The 16499-nt window shown below is 65.5% G+C and carries 17 protein-coding genes and 1 tRNA gene; 13 read left to right on the forward strand and 5 right to left on the reverse strand.

Annotated features, from left to right (window positions below):
• Positions 1–22 precede the first annotated feature (22 nt).
• The 4 genes from LQ954_RS11270 (at position 23) to LQ954_RS11285 (ending at position 3703) form a co-directional block, all read left to right on the forward strand.
• Complete coding sequence (locus LQ954_RS11270; RefSeq protein ID WP_231023190.1) at positions 23–1075, forward strand: class I SAM-dependent methyltransferase; 1053 nt, start codon at positions 23–25, stop codon at positions 1073–1075.
• Positions 1072–1587, forward strand: coding sequence for a GNAT family N-acetyltransferase (locus tag LQ954_RS11275; protein WP_231023193.1), 516 nt, complete (start codon positions 1072–1074; stop codon positions 1585–1587). The genes LQ954_RS11270 and LQ954_RS11275 overlap by 4 nt, the downstream gene beginning before the upstream one ends.
• Positions 1584–2342, forward strand: a complete 759-nt coding sequence (gene pgeF, locus LQ954_RS11280) for a peptidoglycan editing factor PgeF (RefSeq protein ID WP_231023195.1) — start codon at positions 1584–1586, stop codon at positions 2340–2342. Before LQ954_RS11275 ends, pgeF begins: the two co-directional genes overlap by 4 nt.
• Before the next feature lie 146 nt (positions 2343–2488).
• Positions 2489–3703: a UbiH/UbiF/VisC/COQ6 family ubiquinone biosynthesis hydroxylase gene (locus tag LQ954_RS11285; RefSeq protein ID WP_231023197.1), complete on the forward strand. Its 1215-nt coding sequence runs from the start codon at positions 2489–2491 to the stop codon at positions 3701–3703.
• Between the two features lie 52 nt (positions 3704–3755).
• On the opposite strand, the gene LQ954_RS11290 is transcribed toward LQ954_RS11285, so the two are convergent.
• Positions 3756–4499: a hypothetical protein gene (locus LQ954_RS11290; protein ID WP_231023200.1), complete on the reverse strand. Its 744-nt coding sequence runs from the start codon at positions 4497–4499 to the stop codon at positions 3756–3758.
• A gap of 293 nt (positions 4500–4792) precedes the next feature.
• Between LQ954_RS11290 and LQ954_RS11295 the strand changes: the two genes are divergently transcribed.
• Positions 4793–5485 carry a phytanoyl-CoA dioxygenase family protein gene (locus LQ954_RS11295; RefSeq protein ID WP_231023202.1) on the forward strand — a complete coding sequence of 231 codons (693 nt, stop codon included), beginning with the start codon at positions 4793–4795 and terminating at the stop codon, positions 5483–5485.
• Positions 5486–5608: 123 nt separating this feature from the next.
• Here the strand turns inward: LQ954_RS11295 and LQ954_RS11300 are convergent, their stop codons facing one another.
• Together LQ954_RS11300 and LQ954_RS11305 are read right to left on the reverse strand one after the other, a co-directional pair.
• Positions 5609–6409 carry a DUF72 domain-containing protein gene (locus tag LQ954_RS11300; protein ID WP_231023204.1) on the reverse strand — a complete coding sequence of 267 codons (801 nt, stop codon included), beginning with the start codon at positions 6407–6409 and terminating at the stop codon, positions 5609–5611.
• 116 nt (positions 6410–6525) lie between these two features.
• A tRNA-Gly gene (locus tag LQ954_RS11305) sits at positions 6526–6600 on the reverse strand.
• 141 nt (positions 6601–6741) lie between these two features.
• Between LQ954_RS11305 and LQ954_RS11310 the strand changes: the two genes are divergently transcribed.
• From LQ954_RS11310 to LQ954_RS11345, 8 genes are all read left to right on the forward strand, one after another.
• Entirely contained in the window at positions 6742–7452 is a 711-nt protein-coding gene (locus tag LQ954_RS11310; protein ID WP_227771944.1) for a response regulator transcription factor, read from the forward strand.
• Positions 7449–8789: an ATP-binding protein gene (locus LQ954_RS11315; RefSeq protein WP_231023205.1), complete on the forward strand. Its 1341-nt coding sequence runs from the start codon at positions 7449–7451 to the stop codon at positions 8787–8789. The genes LQ954_RS11310 and LQ954_RS11315 overlap by 4 nt, the downstream gene beginning before the upstream one ends.
• Before the next feature lie 62 nt (positions 8790–8851).
• The gene (locus tag LQ954_RS11320; RefSeq protein WP_227771946.1) at positions 8852–9550 is read left to right on the forward strand and encodes a carbonic anhydrase; all 699 of its coding nucleotides are present in this window, start codon (positions 8852–8854) and stop codon (positions 9548–9550) included.
• On the forward strand, positions 9550–11079 hold the full coding sequence (locus LQ954_RS11325; protein WP_231023207.1) for a SulP family inorganic anion transporter: 1530 nt from the start codon (positions 9550–9552) through the stop codon (positions 11077–11079). Before LQ954_RS11320 ends, LQ954_RS11325 begins: the two co-directional genes overlap by 1 nt.
• Before the next feature lie 156 nt (positions 11080–11235).
• The gene (locus tag LQ954_RS11330; RefSeq protein WP_231023209.1) at positions 11236–12084 is read left to right on the forward strand and encodes a TorF family putative porin; all 849 of its coding nucleotides are present in this window, start codon (positions 11236–11238) and stop codon (positions 12082–12084) included.
• A 132-nt stretch (positions 12085–12216) separates the two neighbouring features.
• Entirely contained in the window at positions 12217–13113 is an 897-nt protein-coding gene (locus LQ954_RS11335; protein WP_231023392.1) for a tetratricopeptide repeat protein, read from the forward strand.
• Positions 13110–13727 carry an LON peptidase substrate-binding domain-containing protein gene (locus tag LQ954_RS11340; protein ID WP_227771949.1) on the forward strand — a complete coding sequence of 206 codons (618 nt, stop codon included), beginning with the start codon at positions 13110–13112 and terminating at the stop codon, positions 13725–13727. Before LQ954_RS11335 ends, LQ954_RS11340 begins: the two co-directional genes overlap by 4 nt.
• On the forward strand, positions 13724–13912 hold the full coding sequence (locus LQ954_RS11345) for a Trm112 family protein (RefSeq protein ID WP_227771950.1): 189 nt from the start codon (positions 13724–13726) through the stop codon (positions 13910–13912). The genes LQ954_RS11340 and LQ954_RS11345 overlap by 4 nt, the downstream gene beginning before the upstream one ends.
• Before the next feature lie 502 nt (positions 13913–14414).
• Here LQ954_RS11345 and pal read toward each other — a convergent pair.
• Together pal and tolB are read right to left on the reverse strand one after the other, a co-directional pair.
• On the reverse strand, positions 14415–14930 hold the full coding sequence (gene pal / locus LQ954_RS11350) for a peptidoglycan-associated lipoprotein Pal (protein WP_227771951.1): 516 nt from the start codon (positions 14928–14930) through the stop codon (positions 14415–14417).
• 46 nt (positions 14931–14976) lie between these two features.
• The gene (tolB, locus tag LQ954_RS11355; protein WP_231023211.1) at positions 14977–16392 is read right to left on the reverse strand and encodes a Tol-Pal system beta propeller repeat protein TolB; all 1416 of its coding nucleotides are present in this window, start codon (positions 16390–16392) and stop codon (positions 14977–14979) included.
• Positions 16393–16499: the final 107 nt, after the last annotated feature.

A 16499-nucleotide genomic window follows, 5' to 3' on the forward strand; every position in this document is an offset into this window, starting at 1 on the left:
GGGTCGGCATGTCGGAGTGCTCATGACCGACAAGCCACATCACGATCCCACGGCCGTGCGGGAGGGCAATTTGCCCGAACGGCTCGCCCGCGCCATTACGCTGGGCGGGCCGATCCCCGTCAGCCAGTTCATGGCAGCGGCGAACGCGCATTATTATGCGACCCGCGATCCGCTCGGCAGCGATGGCGATTTCACCACTGCCCCGGAAATCAGCCAGATGTTCGGCGAGCTCATCGGCTTGTGGGCTGCCGATCTGTGGGATCGCGCCGGGCGTCCCGAGGTCCGCTGGGTCGAGCTTGGTCCGGGAAGGGGCACGCTGACGGCCGATGCGATGCGTGCGGCTTCACGCTCGGGCTTCGCACCGCCGATCCACTTCGTCGAGACCAGTCCGGTGCTGCGGGAACGGCAAGCGGCCCGGGTGCCCGCCGCGACCTGGCACGATGATGTCGAGGATCTTCCAACGGACCGCCCGCTGATCATCATCGCCAACGAATTCTTCGACGCGCTGCCGATCCGCCAGCTGGTGCGCGGGCGCAGCGGCTGGCACGAGCGGATCGTCGCTTGCCAGGACCTGCTGTTCCTCCCCATCGCTGGCGCTTCCGTGCCCGACACCATCATTCCCGACGATCTGCGCGAGGCCGCGCCCGGCGCGATCATCGAAACCTCGCCGACCAGCGTCGGGATCATGCGCGTGCTTGCCGCGCGCATCGTGGCGCAGGGCGGTGCCCTGCTCGCCATCGATTATGGCTATGAGGGGCCGGCAATCGGCGAAACACTGCAAGCCGTGCGCGGCCACGCTTATGCCAACCCGTTCGAGGAGCCGGGCGACCGCGATCTGACCGCACACGTCGATTTCGCCACCCTTGGCATGGTCGGCACGGCCAGTGGCGCGGTGGTTTCCGGCCCGGTGCCACAAGGCGCGTTCCTGACGCGGCTGGGCATCGATGCCCGGGCCGCCGCGCTCGGCCCGCGCGTCGCGCCGGATCGGGATCGGCTGGTCGACGCGATGGGCACGCTGTTCAAGGCGATGGCCGTGCGCCATCGTGACTGGCCGGAGCCCGCAGGATTCGCATGATCGATTATCGCAACGCCGTGAACACGGACGGGCAAGCGCTGGATGCCATGGCCCGCCGGGTCTGGCTTGCCACCTTCGGCCATTCGGCGGCGCCCAAGGACATCGAAGCCTATGTGGCGCACGCTTACGGGCCCGAAGGGATGCTGCGCCGGCACCTCGCCGATCCGGCCTTCGACTTCCAGATCGCGTTGGAAGGCGGAGTGGTGATCGGCTATTGCAAGGTCGGGCCGACGTTCTTCAACGGCGAGGTGCCCACCGAAGGCACGCTCCACCTGCATCAGCTTTATGTCGACCCCGCCGCGCATGGCAGCGGGGTGGCAGCGCATCTGCTCGACTGGTCCTGCGACCTGGCGCGGCGGCGCAATCGCCAGGCGATCCTGCTGACCGTGTGGGAGGAAAACCACCGCGCCCGCGCATTTTATGCCAAGCACGGTTTCACCCACATCGGGGATTATGCCTTCAAGACCGGTGGGCAGATTGACCGGGATCTGATCATGAGGCGCGAATTGTGAGCGATCTGGACGTTATTCGCGCGCGTGCGCTGGACGGAGTGGCGCACGGCTTTCTCGGTCGGCGCGGCGGCGTGTCGCAGGGCCTGCACGGCGGGCTGAACGTGGGGCTGGGGTCGGAAGATGATCCCGCCGCCGTGGCGGAAAACCGCCGCCGCGCGGCGGAGGCGGTGCTTCCCGGCGCGCCGCTCGTCACCTGTTTCCAGATCCATTCCGCCGATTGCGTCACCGTGACGGAGCCGCCGGCGGAGCGCCCGCGCGCCGACGCGCTGGTGACCAATCGTCCCGGCATGGCGCTGGGCATCCTGACCGCGGATTGTGCCCCGGTCCTGCTGGCGGATGCCGAGGCGGGCGTGATCGGCGCCGCCCATGCGGGGTGGAAGGGCGCGATCGGCGGCGTCACTGATTCCACGCTTGCCGCCATGGAACAGCTCGGCGCCCGCCGCGATCGCATCGCCGCCGCGATCGGCCCCTGTATCGCCCGCACCAGCTATGAGGTGGATGAGGGCTTCCGACGGCGTTTCGAGGAGGAAGATCCCGCCAACGAGCGCTTCTTCGTCGATGCGCGTCAGGGTCATGCGCAATTCGATCTGGAGGCTTATGTCACCCATCGCCTCGCCGCGGCGGGCGTACGGCGCATCGAGGCGCTGGGGCTGGATACCTATGCCGACGAAAGCCGCTTTTTCAGCTTTCGCCGTGCCACCCATCGGGGCGAACCCGATTATGGCCGGCAGATCGCGATCATCGGGCTGGCTTGACCGGCTGCTTTCGTCTTCCGCCCCCACGCGCTAGAGCGTCGCCAACACGCCCGCTGATCCGGTGACGACCGGCGCGTCGCCCCGACCCGCGCCCGGGACCACGTGGACGCAGAGGACGCGGAACGGAATATACAAGGGCCAAGCACATGCAGCACGCGGACGTACTCATCCTTGGCGGCGGGCTGGTCGGCGCGACCCTGGCGATCGCGTTGGATCGGCATGGCCTGTCCACGATCGTGGTCGATCCCGCGGACCCATCGGTCACGCTGTCGGCCGGTTTTGACGGTCGCGCTTCCGCCATCGCCAGCGCCAGCCATCGCATGCTGGAGGCAATTGGCGTCGCCGATCGGCTGGCAGGACAAGGCTGCGCCATTCGGCAAATCCGGGTGAGCGACGGGCTGGAACCCGGCGCGCTCGATTTCATCCCGGATGCCGATGATGGCGCGCTTGGCATCATGTACGAAAATCGCGCCCTGCGCCGTGCGCTGGCGCAGTCGCTGGCGGAAAGCGGCGTGGATTTTCGCCCGATGACTCGCGCCACCAGCGTTGAGCGTTCGGCAACCGGCGTGCGCGCGCTGCTGAGCGACGGCACCGAAGTCACCGCATCGCTGCTCGTTGCGGCGGAGGGGCGCAACTCGCCCACGCGCGCAGCCGCCGGGATCACGACGGCGCAATGGCGCTATGATCATGCCGCCATCATTGGCGCCTTCCACCATGAACGCTCGCACGAAAATATCGCGTTCGAAATCTTCTATCCGTCGGGCCCCTTTGCGCTTCTTCCATTGGTGGACGATGAGGACGGGCATCGTTGCGCCATCGTCTGGTCGGTGAAGCAGTCGCAAGGCCCGGCGATGCTGAAGCTTTCCGATCGCGCCTTTCTGGCAGAGGCGGAAAAGCGCATGGGCGGGTTCCTTGGCACATTGTCGAAGGCGAGCCCGCGGTCGAGCTATCCCCTGGGGTTCCATCATGCCGCCGCCATTACGGCCGAGCGGCTGGCGCTGATCGGTGACGCCGCTCATGGCATTCACCCGATCGCCGGGCAGGGGCTCAACCTCGGCTTCCGTGACGTGGCGGCGCTGGTGGAGGTGCTGGTGGAGGGTCGCCGCCTCGGGCTGGATGCCGGCGACGCACAATTGCTGGACCGCTATCGCCGCTGGCGGAGCCTGGACACGCTGATGGTGGCCGGCGCGACGGATACATTGACGCGGCTGTTCGGCATCCCCGGCCGCGCCGCCAGCGCCGTGCGCCGGTTCGGCATTTCGGCGGTAAATGCCATTCCCCCGCTCAAGGACCGCTTCATGGCGGAAGCGCGCGGCGAAACCGGTGCGCTGCCCCGCTTGCTACAGGGCCTGACCGTCTAAGGCGCTCTGCCGGCGGCCGGCGAGTCCGGCCGTCCGGCAGGCTGGCGTTTGTTCAACCGCCCGGCAGGCGCTGCGCCACGCTGATCCACGCGGCCGAGTTCATCAGCCCGACGCCGAAGGTCACCCCGGCGCCCGTCACGGCAGCGCCGGTCACGCTCGCCCAGTGCAGGCGGCCCCGCGACGCATAATCCCACCAGAACAGCAGCCCGAATGGCAGCAGCCCGATGACCTGGCTGATCGTGAACACCGCTGGCGATGGCGGCCCCAGGGGGATGCGGCCCATGGCCGGTCCCATGAACACCAGCGTCGCCGACAGCATCAGCCGCTTGTGCGCCTGTACGTCGCGCCGCCGGACGAAACCGAGCGTGGCCAGCGGCGCATAGGCGAGCAGCGCCCCCATTGGCAGTGCCATCCAGCCATAGGGGCTGATCCCCGGCGGCTGGGTCAGCCGCTGTGGCAGGTGGATCATCGTCAGGTACATGAACGGGATCATCAGTACCGCGACGATCATCCCCGCGACACCCAGCCGCATGTGCAGGTCGCGACGGCCGGCGGAAACCAGCTGCGTCTGCGCCCAGAAGATCGTCAGCCACAGGGTGCACAGCACGCCATGGGCGATCACCGTGGCGTCAAACGGCGCCAGCGGCCGCGGCGACGGCACCATGCCGCGCAGGAACCAGCTCGGTGCGAAACCGGCGAAGACCAGCGCGACCATCAGCCACGCCATGTAACGGTAGAAGCGCCGCTCCGCCGTATCGCGCGGGCGGGCAGCAGCAGCGGCGAAGGCGGTCGCCATGCGAAATACCTTTCATCCTGTCGATGAAGACTGCCTAGGCCACCGTCGGGCGCCCCTCACCCGCGCCGCGACGCGCCTGCGACCGTGCGACCGGCCTGCGATGAATGTGCAATCCTCCTGTCGGCGGGCAGGACGGCGGCAGCACCGTTGCGTCCGCGGCCCGCACGGATCGTTGATCCGTCAGCCCCCTCCTTCTCGGGCGGCGTGGTTGAGGGCCGCGCCGGCACGAAAAGAGGTCCGCCAGGCGATGCACGTTTCACCTTGCCCGTTCCGCCTTTCCCGCGCGTAATCCGATGATGCGAGATCCCACGCCGGCGACCGCCGCGCTCACCCTTGGCCATGACGGGGCACAACTATACCGCGGCGCCCTCACCGCTCACCTCGGCGCCCTTCTCACTGCTGTCGATGACCTGCCGGACGGTCAGGCAGGGGTCCGCATCAACGGCCTTGCTCCCTTGCGCTCATTTCTTGCGCCGACCGGTCCGATCGGATCGATCGCAGCGGGCGTGCTTGGCCCGTCCAGCCGCGCGGTCCGGGCGGTGCTGTTCGACAAGACCGAAGGGACCAACTGGTCCTTGGGCTGGCATCAGGATCGTACCATCTGCGTGCGACAAAGGATCGATGCTCCGGGCTTTGGCCCCTGGACGGTCAAAGGCGGCATGCAGCACGTTGCCCCGCCGTTCGAACTGCTTGCCCGCATGGTCACGATGCGGGTGCATCTCGACGATGTTCCGGCGACCAACGCCCCCCTGCTGATCGCACCAGGCTCCCACAAGGCCGGCCGCATTCCGGTCGACCGGATTGATGCCGCGGTGAACCGGCACGGCACGGCCGCGTGCCTGGCGCAGGCGGGGGACGCCTGGCTATACGCCACCCCGATCCTGCACGCTTCGCAAGCCGCAGCCGCGCCGATGCGCCGCCGCGTGCTCCAGATCGATTTCGCCGCCGAAGACCTGCCGGGCGGCCTCGAGTGGCTCGGCGTTTGATTGCGTATCCGGGCGCCGATCGTGCCGGATGCCGCTATCCGCACCGTCGATGAATAGGCACTGCCGCCGGCTCGGAACCATGTTGGCCGATCGCCTCCGGAAGCAGGCCGAACTGTGCCGCAGTCAGGCCGACAGTCGCTCGATCAAGGCCAAAGCACCTGCGGGCGCCTTGGGTTTGAAGCCGTTGATGAAGAACACGAACGTGTCCCGCGGCTTCTGCTCCGGCGCTCCACTGGTCACATAGGGAAGGTCCCCCGGCTGGCCGCCCGCTGCCCATGTCCGAGCCGCCTCGGCCCAGCGATCCAGTGCTTCCGGGGCATAGCCTGCCACCTCATCCTCCACCGCCGCCTCAAGCCGCGCGTACACGAAGTCGCCGGTCACATCCGCAATGGCGGGATAGTCCATCGAATCGCCGAACACGATGGCGACGCCGGCCTCCCGGCACATGGAAACGAACTCTGGAACGGCAAAGCTCTCGTGCCGCACCTGGACGGCATGGCGCAGCGCCACACCGTCCTGGGCCTTCGGCAAAAGCGCGAGAAATGCTGCGAAATCATCGGGTTCGAACTTCTTCGTCGCCATGAACTGCCACAGGATCGGCCCCAGCTTGTCGCCTAGCTCTACGATCCCTTGCGCAGCGAACTTGGCCACCGACTCTCCCGCCTCGGCCAGCACCTTGCGGTTGGTGCAAAAGCGCGACGCCTTCAACGTAAAGACAAATCCCTCCGGTGCCGTCGCGGCCCAGCTTGCAAACGTCGCGGGTTTGAACCCGCTGTAGTATGTCCCGTTCACCTCGATCGCGGTCACCTGCCGGCTGGCAAATTCCAACTCGCGCTTGATCGGCCACTTGGGGGGATAAAAACTGCCGCGCCACGGCTCGTAGGTCCATCCGCCGATGCCGACACGAATCGGTGCATAAGTCATGGCCGGCGGCTTAGCAGCACGTCAGCACAGGCGCGACGACTACCTCGCCTCCCCGCTCGGGATCCGGCCGTGTGATAATGCTGGTTCGGATGAGTCGCTGCCCCGATGGCAGCGACTGGAGCGGGCGAAGGGATTCGAACCCTCGACCCCAACCTTGGCAAGGTTGTGCTCTACCCCTGAGCTACGCCCGCTCTGGCGCCGTGTCCCGGAAGGTTCCGGGCTGGGTGAGGCGCGGCCACTAGCAGCGGGATTCGACCCCTGCAACCCCCAAATGCAACATTCTTCCAGAAAGATTGACCGAAGCGGCCCTTCCCGCCTACCTGCGCTGCGGCATGACAGCCCCTACCATCTTGCTCGTCGAGGACGATCCTGCGCTCCGCACGCTGACGGCGCGGGCGCTGCAGGAAAATGGCTTCAACGTGCGGCCTGCTTCGGCCGCGCCGGAAATGTGGCTCGCGCTGGACGCGGGGCCGGTGGACCTCGTCCTCCTGGACATCATGCTGCCGGGCACCAGCGGCATCGATTTGTGCCGCTCGCTTCGGCAAAAGAGCGACGTGCCGATCATCTTCATCTCGGCTCGCTCCAGTGAGACTGATCGGGTCGTCGGACTGGAACTTGGCGCAGACGATTACATCGCAAAGCCGTTCGGCGTTCGTGAGCTGGTTGCGCGGGTGCGCGCGGTGCTCCGCCGTCCGGCGCTTGACCGCCGCTCGGGCGAAGGTGACCAGGGATTGCTCAGGTTCGAAGGCTGGACGATCAATTTGCCCCGTCGCGAACTCACTTCCCCCACCGGCGCGTCGGTGGATCTGACGGGCGCGGAGTTCGATCTCCTGGTTGCCCTCGCGGATCACGCGCAGCGCGTGATCGCGCGTGAACGGCTCATCGAGCTTTCCCGAACGCGGCTTGGCGACAGTTCGGATCGTTCCATTGATGTCCTCGTCAGCCGCCTCCGCCGCAAACTCTCAAGCGCGGGCGAGCAAGCACCGATCGTGACGGTGCGCGGCGTTGGTTACATGCTGAACGTCCCGGTGGAGCGCAGTTGAGGCGCTGGATACCGAGCGTCGGCCTGCTCGGGCAGGTCGTCGCCATTCTGTTGCTTACCATGCTGATCGAGTTCGGCGTCTCCACCCTGCTCTATGAGCGGGCGAGCGAGTTCTCCGTACGCGACGACGAGGCCAGGCGCTTGGCCGAACATCTCGTCATCAGTCGACGCCTGCTTGAGGATCGACCGCCAGCGCAGCGCCCGGCGTTGGCCAACGAACTCACGACCGACCGCTACGAGGTGCAATGGGACGGGGCCGCCGGCATACCGCCCGCGGTGGAGCCAGCGCTCGATCCCATGCGCCGCCAGATCGTTGATTGGGAGCCCTCGCTTAAAACCGGGGATCTGCGCCTGCGGCTCATCTCACCCGGGCGCAGTTCCAAGGTGCGCGGGGCGCTCAGATTGCGCGATGGCAGCTGGCTTCACTTCCGCACTCTTAACGCCGTGGCACGTCTGGAATTCGCCTTTGAGCGGATCCTGTTGGGGCTTGTGCCGGCGATTGCACTGATGGTGCTGGGTGGACTGATGCTCCGCCGCGCTCTCCACCCGCTGCGACGGCTCGCCGAGGCAGCGGATCGAGTTGGCCATGACGAGGTCGGGACGGTTCCTGAGGACGGCCCCCGGGAAGTCCGGCGGCTCGTTGGCGCCTTTAATCGGATGCAGGCGCGGATCGCGGCGTTGATCGACGCACGCACGCAATCATTGGCGGCGGTCGGACATGACCTGCGCACGCCACTCGCCCGGCTTCGCTTGCGAACGGAGGCGATCGCCAGTGCGGACACCCGAGAGGCGATCGGACGGGACATCTCGGAGATGGAGGCGATGATCGCGTCGCTCCTGGCCTTCTTGAGCGGAGACAGCGATCCGGAGAAGCCGTCGGCGCTGGACTTGGCGGTGCTGTGCGCAACGTTGGTCGATGATGCCGCTGATCGTGGGTATGACGCGACCTATGTCGGACCCGATCATTTCGAGTTGCGCTTGCGCCGACTGGCAATGAAGCGGGCGCTCACCAATCTCGTCGACAATGCCCTGAAATATGGCAGGTGCGCGACCGTCGAGCTTTTGCCGGGCGACGGCATCGTGACGATACGAGTGGCGGACGAAGGCCCGGGCGTGCCCCACGAAGAGCTTGCCCATGTGCTGGAACCGTTCGTGCGTCTTGATCCGGCGCGGGGCCGCGACACGATCGGTTTTGGCCTTGGCCTGCCTATCGCGGTTCAGGCGATCAAGGCGGAAGGCGGAACCCTGACGCTCGCCAATCGCGCCGACGGCGGCTTGGTCGCCACTGTAATCCTGCCGATCACACAGCTGGCGTCCGGGACACAAAACGTAACGTGATCGCTGCGGGCCAGAAAGGCACGAGGATTATCTAGGCTGTTCCAAATTTAGGAGCAGCTTCCGTGAACGAACTGATCGGCCGCGTCTTTGACTTCGAAAAGAAAGTCTACGAGGACAGCCGCGCGCTTTACTCGAAGCTCGCAAACCATGGTCAAGAACCAAAGGCGTTGATGATCAGCTGTGCTGATTCGCGCGTGGTTCCAGAACAGATCATGCAGGCTCAGCCTGGCGACCTTTTTGTATGCCGCAACGCTGGCAACATCGTGCCGCCTTACGCAACGCAGAACGGCGGCGTCACTTCCACTGTTGAATATGCAGTATTGGCTCTTGGGATCCGCGACATCATTGTTTGCGGTCACTCCGACTGCGGCGCAATGAAGGGCCTGGCGGGCGATCCTGCCAAGCTTGAAGCCATGCCCAATGTGGTTGCTTGGCTCCGGCACGGCTCCGCTGCGCGACAAGTGGTGGATTCAAGCTATGCCGATCTCGAGGACGGCGCGCGCGTGCGGGCAGTGAGCCTTGAGAATGTCGTGGCGCAGCTTGCGCATCTGCGCACCCATCCGTCCGTTGCCGCAGGTATCGCCCGCGGCGAGATCGCGCTGCACGGTTGGTTCGTGGACATTCACGCCGGGCAGATGCTCGCCCTGAACGGCGAAACCGGCCGGTTCGAATCGGTTCGCGGCGATCGCCCGCTTCCAGTCGCTTTGCCCGCAGCGCGGCGCCTTGCGGCGGACTTCATCACTCAAGAGGCGGCTGAGTAATGACCCAGGCAGCGGTAGAGCGCCCCGGCGTCTCCATACCCTCGATCAAGTTCCTGGGGCGGGATCTCACCGCCTCGATCGTCGTGTTCCTGGTCGCGATGCCCCTGTGTATGGGCATCGCGGTCGCGTCCGGCGTGGCACCTGAAAAGGGGCTTATCACCGGCATCATCGGCGGCATCGTAGTCGGCGCGCTGGCCGGCTCGCCGCTGCAGGTCTCGGGCCCGGCCGCCGGCCTTGCCGTCATCGTGTTCGAACTCGTGCGCGATCAGGGCCTGTCAGCACTCGGACCGATTCTGATCCTGGCGGGTGGTATCCAAGTCGCGGCCGGTATCTTTCGCCTGGGCGGATGGTTTCGCGCCATCAGCCCCGCGGTGGTGCACGGCATGTTGGCCGGCATCGGCGTTCTGATCGTCGTGGGTCAATTCCACGTCCTGTTCGATGAACGACCGCTCTCTTCCGGACCGGAAAACCTCGCCGCAATGCCCGGCCGTCTGCTTGGTTTGTCGTCCGACATTCGCGCGACCGAGCTGGCGTTCATGCTCGCGCTTGTCACGATCGGCGCCATGGTGGGCTGGGAGAAGTTCCGGCCGCAGGCGCTTCGCCTACTGCCGGGCGCGCTCGTTGGCGTGCTCGCCGCGACGCTCCTGACGCTGGTCTTCGGCCTGGATGTCGCAAAGGTGGTGGTGCCCGAATCGATCGTCGCCGCCATTGCGCCGCCAGAAAGCGGCTTCCTCGCGCGGTTCATGGATCCGGCGATCCTTACAGCCGCGGTCGCCATCGCCTTTATCGCGTCCGCTGAAACGCTGCTGTCCGCCGCCGCCGTCGACAAGATGCATGATGGAGTCCGCACCGATTACAACAAGGAATTACGTGCGCAGGGCGTCGGCAACTTGCTGTGCGGCTTTGCCGGCTCTCTCCCGATGACGGGCGTCATCGTCCGCAGCTCTGCGAATGTTCAGGCCGGTGCCGTAACCCGCGCCTCTGCAATCCTGCACGGCATCTGGATCCTGGGTTTCGTCGCTCTGCTGCCGTGGTTGCTGCGGGCCATCCCGATGGCGTCGCTGGGCGCCGTGTTGGTGGTTACGGGTTGGCGCCTCGTCAGCCTCAAGCACGCCAAGCACCTGTTCAAGGATTATGGCGTTCTTCCAGTGGCGATCTGGGCTGTGACGTTGATCATGGTCGTGGCCACCGATCTGCTGACCGGCGTTCTGACCGGCATCGCCCTCACCGTTCTGGAACTGATCCCGAATCTTCGCCGCCTGAAGCTGAGGGTCAAGGAACAGCGCGACGGCGAGGCACATGCGATCGAACTTGATGGCGCGGCGACGTTCGTCACCCTGCCGAAGCTGTCGGCCACGCTGGATCGTGTCCCCGCCAGCGCACCGGTCCGCCTCGACGTCTCGAAGCTCGACGCGGTGGACCACACCACTGCTGAATTGCTGCGAGACTGGTTCCAGCGCCGCAAGGCCGCCGGAAATCCCGTGGAGCTACGCGGCCAACGTGGCCGGATCGCCACACTGGCTGCATAAACCGTCGTTCCAGAAACACTTTGACGCGATCCAGCAACATCCTGTTTGATCAGCTGCGATAGCGTCAAAGTGTCCGACCAGCTCGCGACCGCTCCCCGGGGAGGAGGAGCGCGAGCGGATCGGAAGCAGGAGGAGCCTCTGCCAACAGGAGGTTCCATGACGTTACTGAAATATATTCCCGCGCTCATCCTGGCGTCCCTGGCGCTGCCCGCCGCCGCACAGGACGAAGAGCCCCCCAAGCCGGTCACAGTCAGCGGCAGCGTCGGCCTCGTCTCCGACTATCGATTCCGAGGCGTATCCCAGACAGACGAGAATCTTGCCGTGCAAGGCGGCATCACCATCGCTCATGAAAGCGGCCTGTACATTGGCACGTGGGGCTCGAACCTCGCGGGATGGGGCACGTTTGGTGGGGCCAACATGGAACTGGACCTCATCGCCGGGTACAAGGCGACGCTCGATGACGTGACGGTCGACGTGGGTGCCACCTGGTACATGTACCCGGGCGGATTCAATAACACCGACTTCATCGAGCCCTACGTCAAGGTTTCCGGCACAATGGGTCCCGCGACGCTCACTGCCGGCCTTGCCTATGCGCCCAAGCAGGAAGCGTTGGGGGCCTGGTACCTGAACGGCGCATCGGCCGCGGCTGGCGTTTATGACAACCCCGGCGACAAGAACGACAATCTTTATGTCTGGGTCGACGGCGCCGTTGGCGTGCCAAATACGCCCGTGACGCTGAAGGGACATGTCGGCTTTTCGAACGGTAATGAGGGTCTGGGCCCGTTCGCCACCAGCGTCGCCCCCACCGGTGAGTATATCGATTGGCTGATCGGGGCGGACTTCGCCATCCCAAGCACGCCGCTCACGCTGGGTGTGGCTTATGTCGACACCAATCTCAGCAGCCGGGATACGGCCTATATCCAGCCCAGCTTCAGCAAAGGGCAGGACGGCACAGGCTCGATCGCGGATGGCACCGTGCTGTTCTCGCTGACCGCGGCCTTCTGATCCTCGCCTGATCGCCCGCACGGGCGTACCGTACTCAACCACGGAACGGGCCGGGGGGTTTGCTTCCCCCGGCCCGTCACCACATAAGGGGGGTGAACGACTAATCGGGAGCAGCCCTTGGCTACGTTGGGAATGAGTGCCGCGGAAAAGGAAGCCGTTCAGGCGTTCCGCCGCGACGTGGTCGAACCGTCGATGACGAAGCTCGTCATCCTCGACTTCTGGGCGGAATGGTGCGGGCCGTGCAAGGCGCTCGCACCGGTGCTCGAAAAGGTGGCAGCTGCCTATGCCGACAAGGGCGTGGTGCTGGCCAAGGTCGATACTGACAAGAACCAGTTCATCGCCGCGCAATTCCAGATCCGCTCCATTCCAACCGTCTACGCGATGTTCCAGGGTCAATTGGTTGCCGATCTGACCAACGCCCGAACCGAGTCACAGCTGCGCACCAGTCTTGATCAGTTGCTGCGCCAATTGCCCATCCAGGGGGAGGCGCAATCGCAAGAGGCTGAGCTTGAGCCGCTGATCGCGATGGGCGAGCAAGTGCTCGGCGAAGGTGACGCTGAGCGCGCATTGTCAATTTTCGACCAATTGTTCGAAATGGCGCCCGATCATCCCGCGGTTCTGTCCGGTCGTATCCGCGCCCTGGTAGCTGCGGGTGCTCACGACGAAGCAGAGGCCGCCCTCGCCACCCTGCCGGACGACGTCGCCAGCCGCCCGGACATCGAACGCGCGCGCTCCGCTCTGGCACTCGCCAGATCCGCCCCCCAGGTCAGTGATCTGACTCCCCTCGAAGCCGCGGTTGCTGCCAATCCTGACGATCTCCAGGCCCGCTTCGATCTTGCCAATGCGCAAATGGCTGCGGGCAACCGCGACGCGGCGGCTGACGGCTTCCTTGCCATCACTGCTCAGGAGCGTGACTGGAACGAGGGCGCGGCGCGTCAGCAACTCCTGAAGCTGTTTGAAGTGGTCGGGCTGGAGGATCCCTGGGTGTCGGCCCAGCGCCGCCGATTGTCCGCCATTCTCTTCGGATGACACGCCTTTCCATCTTTCCTTTGCCCGGCGCTCTGCTGTTTCCGGGCATGCACCTGCCGCTGCACATCTTCGAACCGAGGTATCGGGCAATGGTGTCCGATGCCATGGCGCGGGACCGCCGGATCGGCATGATTCAGCCTCGCGTCATGGAGGCTGGTGCCGGCGATCGGCCCGCCCTCTACGATCTCGGCTGCGTCGGACGCATTGCCGAGATCGAGATGCTGGACGACGGGCGCTCAAACCTGGTGCTCGAAGGGCTGTCGCTGTTTCGAGTGGTGCGCGAACTCGACGTATCCACCCTGTTCCGCCAGGTGGAGGCAGAACTCCTTCCGCCGCCAGAGCCGGAGACACTCTCGCTTGGCTCCCGCGCGTCGTTGGAGATGGAGGCCCGCCGCTTTGCCGATCGGCAAGGCTATGCGGTGGACTGGGAAGCGGTGTCGCGACTTGACGACCAAAGCCTGGTCAACGGCATCGCGCAGATCGCCCCGTTTGACGTGGCGGCGAAGCAGGCACTGCTGGAGGCCGACGGGATCACCAGCCGCGCCGACCTGATCGTGCAGTTGATGCAATTCTTCGGCCGCCATGACGGCGATGACCGGGTGACGTTGCAGTGACGATCGATCCTTGGCTGCTCGAGCGGCTCGTCTGCCCGGCCACACGCACCCCGCTGATCCTGAGCGAACGGGGCGACGAGCTTGTGTCAGTGGCAGCAAGCTTGGCTTATCCGATCCGCGGCGGCGTTCCGGTGCTACTTGTCGAAGAAGCCCGGCCGCTCGCCGGCAGTTCTCTCAACGACTGAGCAAGGGCGGGCCATCATTCCGGCAGAGCCGCGAGACAGCGGCATCGTGAGCCTGCCGCTTGTTGGGGAGGGGAAGTACGCCTTCGTCGCTGCTTACGACGTCCTGGTCGCAGCGTCGGCCACTCGGTCGACGCGGACCTGACGCGGGGTCACGCTTCCGCCACCACGGCCGGGAAAGGAGACGAACAATGCATCGTCCAAGTTTCTTCCCGGCGTTGTTCGCCGGCTTCCTTCTCACCATTCTAACGTTCGCGCCGTCGTTTGGCGCCGCTTGAAGCCTGCGGCGCCGGTTCGCTCCCCCGTCGCCGCTGCACATGCGGGCGTTCGCGGAACGGCGCGAACGCCCGCTTCTTTGGTGCGAGCAAAGTACGAAGCGTTCTTCAGCGCAGCTGAGCGCGGCCCTTCCCGCCTCGCAATCGGAACAAGACGCGGACGGGTCCGCATCCAGCCGCCGGCAGGCGCGCTTGCGACGCGCCGGTGCCGGCAACCGGAACGGTGCTGATCAGTTCAGGACCACCGTCACCGCGCGGCGGTTGCGTGCCCAGCTCTCCTCATCCGAACCAAGCGCCAGCGGACGTTCCTTGCCGTAGCTGATCGTGGTGATCCGGCTTGGCGAGATTCCCTGTGCCACTAGGTAGTTCTTGGCGGCATTGGCGCGGCGGTCGCCGAGTGCGAGGTTATACTCACGCGTGCCGCGCTCGTCGGCATGGCCCTCGATGGTCACGCGAATGTTCGGATAGCGCTGCAGCCAGACGACCTGGCTGTCGAGAATGCCGCGCGCCGTGCCATCGATGTCATATTGGTCAAGACCGAAGTTGACGGTGTCGCTGGTCACCGAACGCTTGAAGTCCTCGGACGAGCCCGGGACGACGGCGCCCTCGGTCGAACCGGTCGATCCGGTCGGCGCGGCTGGCGCTTCGCCGGGCGCGGGCGGAAGAACTTCGGGCCGCTTCTTCGAGCAAGCCGCAGTGGTCACCAGCGCAGTCGCGAGCAGGATCGTGGTGGTCAGTCTCGCCATTCTTTTTCTCCCATTTTCCGTACCCCGTGTTCCCCCGATAACAGATTCACGGCCGGATCGGACCCCAGGACGGGTCGGAGCCATCCAGCGGCGTTGGAACGCGGCGCTCGTTCACGCCGGTGAGGTCGACCGACCAGAGATCCGCCTTGCCGCTGCGGCCCTGTGCCGAACGGTAGAACATCAGCACGCGGCCGTTCGGGGCCCAGGACGGGCCCTCATCATGCCAGCTGTTCGTCAGGATCTTCTCGCCGGAACCGTTGGGGCTCATGATGCCGATCCGGAAGCCGCCTGACATGCGCGTAAACGCGATCAGATCGCCGCGCGGGCTCCACGCCGGCGTGCCATAGCGTCCGCCACCGAAGCTGATGCGCTGCTGGTTCGATCCATCCGCGTTCATCACATAAAGCTGCTGCCCACCGGAACGATCGCTCTCGAACACGATCCGGCTGCCATCCGGAGAGTAGCTGCCGCCAGTATCAATGCCCGGTGAATTGGTCAGGCGCTGCGGCGTGCCCCCGCTTGCCGGCACGCGATAAAGATCGGTGTTGCCGCCTGATGCCATGGAAAACAGGATCCAGCGGCCATCCGGCGAAAAGCGCGGTGCAAAGGTCGTAGCGACGTTCTGCACGACCAGCCGCTGCCGCCCCGAACCGATCTCATAAACATAGATGGCCGGCACCCGGCCGACGTAGCTCATGTACACGATCGATTGCTGGTTCGGGGAGAAGCGCGGTGTCAAAACGATCGACTGGCCGTTGGTCAGGAAGCGGTGGTTGGCGCCATCCTGGTCCATGATCGACAGGCGCTTGATGCGGTTTCCCTTAGGCCCGGTTTCGGACACGTAAACCACACGGCTGTCAAAATAAGGTCCTTCGCCGGTCAGCCGGGTATAGACCATGTCGGCGCACTTGTGCGCAGCCCGACGCCAGTCTGACGGCGGCACCACAAAGCCCTGGCGCATCAGTTCCGTTTGCGCCGACACGTCGAACAGGTAGCAGCCAACAGTCAGCGTGCCGTCCCCATTGGCGCGGATATAGCCCTGCACCAGCGCCTGCGCGCCAGTGCCACCCCAGTAGTCAAAGGCGGGAGCCTGCACTTCCGGGAACATGACCGTGCGCAGCTGCGCCGGCGACAATGGGTTGAACAGGCCGGAATTGCGCAGATCGTTGGTCACGATCTCCGCAAGCTGACGCCCAAGTGCATCCGTCGAACCGGCTGGCGTTTGCACAACGGTTGCCGCCGGCATGGTCGGAATGGCGATCGGCATTGGCGCCGAAATGCCGCCGGTCACGTCAACTTCCAGCGGTCCGCCCGGCGCTTGCGCGCCCAGAGGAGCAGGTTGCCGGGGCGCGGATTGCGTCTGAGCCACCGGCGCGGGCGCCACGAGCGGTGTCGGTGGCACATCCTGCGCAACAACTGGCACAGCGAGCATGAGGGGGGCCAACAGGGCAAAGCGTTTCATCGTCTTCCTCTCACTCGGACGTGGTGCCCGGCTCCGTCGCGAAGCCATCCCGCCAATTCACGGGCCTAGATGAACGACACATGTAGCGCACATGAACCAGGCATCGG

It is taken from the genome of Sphingomonas sp. IC-11, from assembly GCF_021043365.1.
Taxonomy (GTDB): Bacteria; Pseudomonadota; Alphaproteobacteria; order Sphingomonadales; family Sphingomonadaceae; genus Sphingomonas.